The sequence below is a fragment of the Aerococcus sp. L_32 genome (assembly GCF_050689315.1).
This window is the reverse complement of record NZ_JBOEQF010000610.1, coordinates 1-1038: the sequence shown is the minus strand read 5'-3', so window position 1 is coordinate 1038 and position 1038 is coordinate 1. Positions and strand designations below refer to the sequence as shown.

General features: G+C 41.4%; 1 protein-coding gene. It reads right to left on the bottom strand.

Annotated features, from left to right (window positions below; translation table 11 throughout):
• The coding region (locus tag ACRCJ0_RS15135) for a DUF975 family protein (RefSeq protein ID WP_431391033.1) at nucleotides 1-1038 on the bottom strand (1038 nt) is incomplete at both ends.

Below are 1038 nucleotides of genomic sequence, written 5' to 3'. Positions count from 1 at the left end.
GGCTGTTTCACCAACATGGTTGTCAGCTTGGTCAGCGGCTTTTGTTTCTTTTTCTGCTTCAGTTTCACTAATCGCTTGGTTAGCGGCAGTACCTGTTGCGACATCATCAGCTGGATGAATGGCTGCTGCATTTTCCGTAAAGGCTGGACGTTGCTCAGTGTGGTAGTTGTTTACTGGTGCGTCTGGTGTTAGGTCTAATTCTTTAAAACGAAGGTCTAAGTCATCACCGTGCTCGTCAGTAATTAAACGGTATAGTAAAGCTGTCGCAACCATTTGACGGATTGTATATTTAATCGAGAAGATCATGATGGCTACAGTCGCGATAATCGCTAAGATAGCAATTAAGATACCACCGTTATTTAGGAAGGCACCTAATAGTCCTAAACCACCAAAAATCACAATAGCTAGTAAGACTGGGTAAAGGGCATTTTGGAAACCAATCCAGAATAATGTCCACTTGTTCCCTTTCATCATGACTTTAGACACTTTCAATGGCTTACGGCCACCAATACGGTCATTGTCAAATAGTAGGTAGCTGTTCATCGCTAAACGCAAGGTAACGATTGTCATCAAGATAACATACAAGATGATAAAAAGAAGCGCTAATCCTACTGCAAGACCAGCTAGTCCTGAATAATCACCTGCTGTTAAGTCAGTTGGCGGTGTTAAAGATTGACCAGTTAGGTAGAAGATTCCAACACCAATACCACCAAGAACTACGGCAAACAAGATTGTCCATAAAAAGATGACGATAGTATAGATAATTTGGTTCCAGATATTACGGAAATAACGACGTTGGAAGGGTTCGAAAATATTCCCAATATGGAAACGATCCTCATCCACCAATCGTAAAACCGACCAGTCAATCCCTAAGCTTAACGGGAAAGAAATAAAGATCGTAATAATCAACGATGCCATACCCGCAATCGTCAACATAGAATCTGTTGCGGTTGTCGTATCGGTTGTGCCGGTAATCATTTCAATTGCCCAAGTAATCAAGCCTGTAATAATTCCGGTAACTAAAGTCGCACCAAAAAT